Raw genomic sequence first — 6,110 nt, forward strand, 5'->3', positions numbered from 1 at the left:
GCCCCCGCTCCGCGCCCCGGCCCTTCGCAGAGCTCAGGGCGCTCAAGCGGGCGAAGCAATGCTTCGCTTTTTCCGCTTTCGCCCCGCAAGGGGCGAGGGGTGACTTGGCTGCATTCACTTTATCTTTCTGAAAGTGAGATGTCAGAAGTAGTCAAAACGGGTCTTTTACATGACCAAACCCAAGGTTTGTGTAACTCATGCTTCCGATTTGCGGAGACAAGCCTCCCCCCCTCGGACAGAACAAGAGAGACAGTGAAAACCGACAACATAAGTAATAGGCCAACCAACAATATCGATTAGGCACATGCCACAACATAGGCATGACAGCCCATTTTCTGCCAGGAAAACTAAGCGATATCAGCCAAGTCACCCCTCGCCCCTTGCGGGAGAGGGGCCGGGGGAGAGGGGGGAGGGCCACCCACTCAAATCCCCTGCGGCAGCTGCTCCAGAATCCCCGGCGCGTGATACTGCTCATCCGGCATCTGCGGCGTTTCCGCCTGCGGTTGGGTCACCCAGGTGAGAATCTCGTAGTAGCGGCGAATGTTCTGCACATAATGCACCGGCTCGCCACCGCGAGCGTAGCCGTAGCGGGTCTGGCTGTACCACTGCTTCTTCGACAGCAACGGCAGATGATCCTTCACATCGATCCAGCGGTTCGGATCGCGGCCGTTATTACGGGTCAGGATACGCGCATCATCCAGGTGACCGATGCCGACGTTGTAGGCCGCCAGGGCGAACCAGGTGCGGTCGGGCTCGGGAATGTCGGTGGGCAACTGGTCGCGTACCCACACCAGATAGCGGGCACCGCCGGCGATGCTCTGTGCCGGGTCGACCCGGTTGGTCACGCCGACGAACTTGGCGGTCGGCAGCGTCAGCATCATCAGCCCGCGTACCCCGGTCGGCGAGCGGGCATCCACATCCCACAGCGACTCCTGGTAGGCCATGGCCGCCAGCAGGCGCCAGTCCAGGCCCTGCTGGTCGCCGGCCTGGCGGAACAGTTTCTCGAAGCGTGGCAGGCGTTGCTGCATATGCCGGGCAAAGGCGCGGGCACCGACATAATCGAGCACATCGGCATGCCCGTAGAAGCGTTCCAGCAACTGGTCGAGAGTACCGTCGGCACGGATATTCTCGAAGAAGCGGTTCACCTCCTGCACCAGGCTGTCATCCTCGCCAGCGGCCAGGGCCCAGGCCATCGGCTGCGCCGGACCCAGATCGAAGCCGACATGCACGGCGGGGTAGAAGGCCTGGTTGACGACCAGCTCATTGGAATACACCACGGCGAAATCGATCTCGTCGTCGTTGACCATGCGCAGCAGGTCGACCGTCTCCAGATGATCCGACTCCTCGAACACCAACTGTGGGTGCTCGGCCTGCAGCTGGCGCAACTGGTCAGCCAGGGTACTGCCCTTGAGCACCAGGATACGCCGGTCGTACAGATCCTCGATGCCGCGCGGCTGCCGATCGCCGCGGCGATAGACCACCTGCGGCGTGACCTGCAGGTAGGCATCGGCAAAACGTACCTGGTCGGCGCGGGCGGGGTTGGCGGTCAGCCCGGCGGCGGCAATATGCGGCCCCTTGTCCTGGGCCAGCTGCTGGTAGAGGTCGTCCAGCGTCGGGCTGGCGACCATCTTCAGCTCCAGGTCCAGGCTGTCGGCAAAGCGCTTGCTCAGCTCGTATTCCAGCCCGGTATCGCCATGCCGGCCCTGGTAATAGGTGGTCGGCGTATTGCGGGTGATCACGTGCAGGGTGCCTTCTTCGCGCAGCTGATCCAGGCGGCTGGGCTGCTCGCAGGCAGTCAGCAGCACCGAGCACAGGACGGCCAGGATGGGAGCAGCGGGGCGGCGAAAGAGGTTTTGTAACATGCGCCAAGTATATGTAAATCCACCCACCGGCAATAGGGCAGGATTGTTTCAGGGTAATGGTTGTGCGCGGCTGGTCGCACAGTTCCGCCGGTACAATAGCCCGAACGCGCAGCATGGGTTATCCTATGCGCCTTCTTTTCCAACATCCCAAAATCTCCGAGGCCGATACCAACATGCATATCCTGCGTGGAGCCCCAGTCCTTTCCGATTTCCGACGCAACAAGCTGCTTGCGCGCCTGCAACAGCATGTTCCCGGCGTAAGTGCTGTGTATGCCGAATTCATGCATTTTGCCGACCTGACCGGCGAACTGGATGAGCAGGATCAGGCGGTACTTGAGCGTCTGCTCAAATACGGCCCCTCGGTGGACGTCGAAGAGCCCGGCGGCAACCTGGTGCTGGTGGTGCCGCGCTTCGGCACCATTTCGCCCTGGTCGAGCAAGGCCACCGACATCGCCCACAACTGCGGCCTGCGGATGATCTCCCGTCTGGAGCGTGGCATCGCCTATTACGTCAGTGGCGAACTCGGCGCCGCCGAGCTGCAACAGGTCACCGCGCTGCTGCACGATCGCATGACCGAGCAGGCGCTGGTCAATGTGGAAGCCGCCGCGCAGCTGTTCCACCACACCGAGCCCAAGCCGTTCAACCGCGTGGATATCCTCGGTGGTGGCAAGGCTGCCCTGGAGCAGGCCAACCTGGATCTCGGCCTGGCCCTGGCCGACGACGAGATCGACTATCTGGTACAGAGCTTCACCGACCTGAAGCGCAACCCCAGCGACGTCGAGCTGATGATGTTCGCCCAGGCCAACTCCGAGCACTGCCGGCACAAGATCTTCAACGCCAGCTGGGATATCGACGGCCAGGCGCAGGACAAGAGCCTGTTCGGCATGATCAAGAACACCTACCAGATGCGCAGTGAAGGCGTGCTGTCCGCGTACAAGGACAACGCCGCGGTGATCGAGGGTTTTGTTGGTGGGCGTTTCTTCCCCGAGCCCGGCACCGGCGAATACCGTGCCCATCAGGAACAGATCCACATCCTGATGAAGGTCGAGACTCATAATCACCCGACTGCCATCTCGCCATTCTCCGGCGCCTCCACTGGCTCCGGTGGGGAAATCCGTGATGAAGGCGCCACCGGTCGCGGCGGCAAGCCGAAGGCGGGCCTGACCGGTTTCACCGTATCCAACCTGCGCATCCCCGGCTTCGAACAGCCCTGGGAAGAGGACAACGGCAAGCCGGGTCGCATCGTCACCCCGCTGCAGATCATGATCGACGGCCCGCTGGGCGGCGCCGCGTTCAACAACGAATTCGGTCGCCCCGCGCTGACTGGCTACTTCCGTACCTTCGAGCAGACCGTACAGTCGCCCCGCGGCCCGGAAATCCGTGGCTACCACAAGCCGATCATGATTGCCGGCGGCATGGGCAACATCCGCGCCGACCATGTCGAGAAGGCGGAGATTCCGGTGGGCGCCAAGCTGGTGGTCCTCGGTGGCCCGGCCATGCTCATTGGTCTGGGTGGCGGTGCAGCTTCCTCCATGGCTACCGGCAGCAGTGCCGAGGACCTGGACTTCGCCTCCGTGCAACGGGAAAACCCGGAAATGGAACGCCGCTGCCAGGAGGTCATCGACCGCTGCTGGCAGTTGGGCGCCAAGAACCCCATCGCCTTCATCCACGACGTGGGTGCGGGTGGGCTGTCCAACGCCTTCCCCGAGCTGGTCAATGACGGTGGTCGCGGCGGTCGCTTCGAGCTGCGCAATATTCCCAACGACGAGCCGGGCATGAGCCCGCTGGAAATCTGGTCCAACGAATCCCAGGAACGCTACGTCATGGCGGTGCCGAACGCCGACTTCGAGCGTTTCCAGGAAATCTGCGAGCGTGAGCGCTGTCCCTTCGCCGTGGTCGGTGAAGCCACCGAAGAACAGCTGCTGGTCCTCAACGACAGCCATTTCGACAACCAGCCGGTCGACATGCCGCTGTCCGTGCTGCTCGGCAAGCCGCCGCGCATGCACCGCAGCGTCAGCCGCGAAGCCGAGCAGGGCGATGACTTCACTGGCGATGTGGCGCTGGAAGAGGCCGCGCTGCGCGTACTGCGCCTGCCGGCCGTGGCCAGCAAGAACTTCCTGATCACCATCGGTGACCGCAGCATCACCGGCCTGGTCGCCCGTGATCAGTTGGTCGGCCCCTGGCAGGTACCGGTCGCCGACTGCGCCGTCACCGCCAGCAGTTTCGACGTGCATACCGGTGAAGCCATGGCCATGGGCGAGCGTACCCCGCTGGCGCTGCTGGATGCCCCGGCATCCGGTCGCATGGCCGTCGCGGAAACCGTCACCAACCTGGCCGCCGCGCGTATCGAGCACCTGTCCGATATCCGCCTGTCCGCCAACTGGATGGCCGCCGCTGGTCACCCTGGTGAAGATGCCCGTCTGTATGACACCGTCAAGGCCGTCGGCATGGAACTGTGCCCGGAACTGGGCATTACCGTACCGGTGGGCAAGGACTCCATGTCCATGCAGACTCGCTGGAACGACGACGGCAATGACAAGAGCGTGACCTCGCCGATGTCGCTGGTCGTGACCGGCTTTGCCCCGGTGCAGGACGTGCGCCGTACCCTGACCCCGCAACTGCGTGTGGACCAGGGCGACACCGACCTGATCCTCATCGACCTAGGCCGTGGCCAGAACCGCCTCGGCGGCTCCGCGCTGGCGCAGGTGTATAACCGCATCGGCCAGCAGGCTCCCGACCTGGATGACGCCGAAGACCTGAAAGCCTTCTTCGCCGTGATCCAGGGCCTGAACCAGGACAACCTGCTGCTGGCCTACCACGACCGTTCCGACGGCGGCCTGCTGGCCACTGTCGCGGAAATGGCCTTTGCCGGTCGTTGCGGCCTGGATATCAATCTCGATGTACTGGCCGGCAACGCCAGCGAACTGGCCCCGGCGCTGTTCAACGAAGAACTGGGTGCGGTGATTCAGGTGCGCCAGGAAGATACCGAAGCCGTGCTCAGCCAACTGGCCGCCGCTGGCCTGGGCGATTGCAGCGCCGTGATCGGTCAGCCCAAGGCTGAACAGGCAATCAACTTCCGCTTCAACGACGAAGATGTGCTCAGTGGCACCCGCGCCGGCTGGCAACAGGCCTGGAGCGAAACCAGCTGGCAGATCCAGCGTCTGCGTGACAACGCCGAATGTGCCGACGAGGAACACGAGCGCCTGGCCGATGACCGGAACCCTGGTCTGCAAGCCCTGCTCAGCTACGACATCAATGAAGATGTCGCCGCGCCGTTCATCAACACCGGCATGCGCCCGGCGGTGGCCATCCTGCGCGAGCAGGGCGTCAATGGCCAGGTGGAAATGGCCGCCGCGTTCACCCGCGCCGGCTTCACTGCCATCGACGTGCACATGAGCGACATCCTCAGTGGCCGTATCGATCTGGCCGACTTCCGTGGTCTGGTCGCCTGTGGCGGCTTCTCCTACGGTGACGTATTGGGTGCCGGCGAAGGCTGGGCCAAATCGATCCTGTTCAACGCACAGGCACGCCAGGCCTTCACCGACTTCTTCGCCCGCCCCGACACCTTCACCCTGGGCGTGTGCAACGGTTGCCAGATGCTGTCCAACCTGCGCGAACTGATCCCCGGCAGCGACCACTGGCCGCGTTTCGTGCGCAACCGCTCCGAGCAGTTCGAAGCACGGGTCGCCATGGTCGAAGTGCAACCGTCACCGTCGGTATTCCTCAGCGGCATGGTCGGCTCACGCATGCCGATCGCCATTGCCCATGGCGAAGGCTACGCCGAATTCGCCAACAGCGCCGCCGTCGATGCCTGTGAAGCCAGCAGCAGCGTCGCCCTGCGCTTCGTTGACAACAACGGCCGCATGACCGACCGCTACCCCGCCAACCCCAACGGCTCCCCCCGTGGCATCACTGGCCTCACCAACCGCGACGGCCGCGTCACCATCATGATGCCGCACCCGGAACGCGTATTCCGCGCCGTGCAGAACTCCTGGCACCCTGATGACTGGAGCGAAGACGGCGCCTGGATGCGCATGTTCCGTAACGCAAGAGTCTGGGTAGGCTAACCCCAACCCGCACCACAAAGAATCCCGGCCCAGCGCCGGGATTTTTGTATGCAAAAACCAACCCCCTACACAATTACCAACCACTTGCACAATCAAACCCCCTCTCCCCTCGCGGGAGAGGGCCGGGGAGAGGGGGAAAGACCTAGCAACAAAAGCTAATATATCCCCAATCACCATCCCC

Annotated in this window: 2 protein-coding genes; one reads left to right on the top strand and one right to left on the bottom strand. The window is 63.3% G+C overall.

The window, feature by feature from the left end:
* Positions 1 to 422: 422 nt before the first annotated feature.
* Entirely contained in the window at positions 423 to 1,862 is a 1,440-nt protein-coding gene (mltF, locus tag CQ007_RS18675) for a membrane-bound lytic murein transglycosylase MltF (protein ID WP_105647352.1), read from the bottom strand.
* A gap of 173 nt (positions 1,863 to 2,035) precedes the next feature.
* On the opposite strand from mltF, the gene purL reads away from it, so the two are divergent.
* Entirely contained in the window at positions 2,036 to 5,929 is a 3,894-nt protein-coding gene (gene purL, locus CQ007_RS18680; protein WP_105647353.1) for a phosphoribosylformylglycinamidine synthase, read from the top strand.
* Positions 5,930 to 6,110 lie beyond the last annotated feature (181 nt).

The sequence above is a fragment of the Pseudomonas sp. MYb185 genome, from assembly GCF_002979975.1.
Taxonomy (GTDB): Bacteria; Pseudomonadota; Gammaproteobacteria; order Pseudomonadales; family Pseudomonadaceae; genus Halopseudomonas.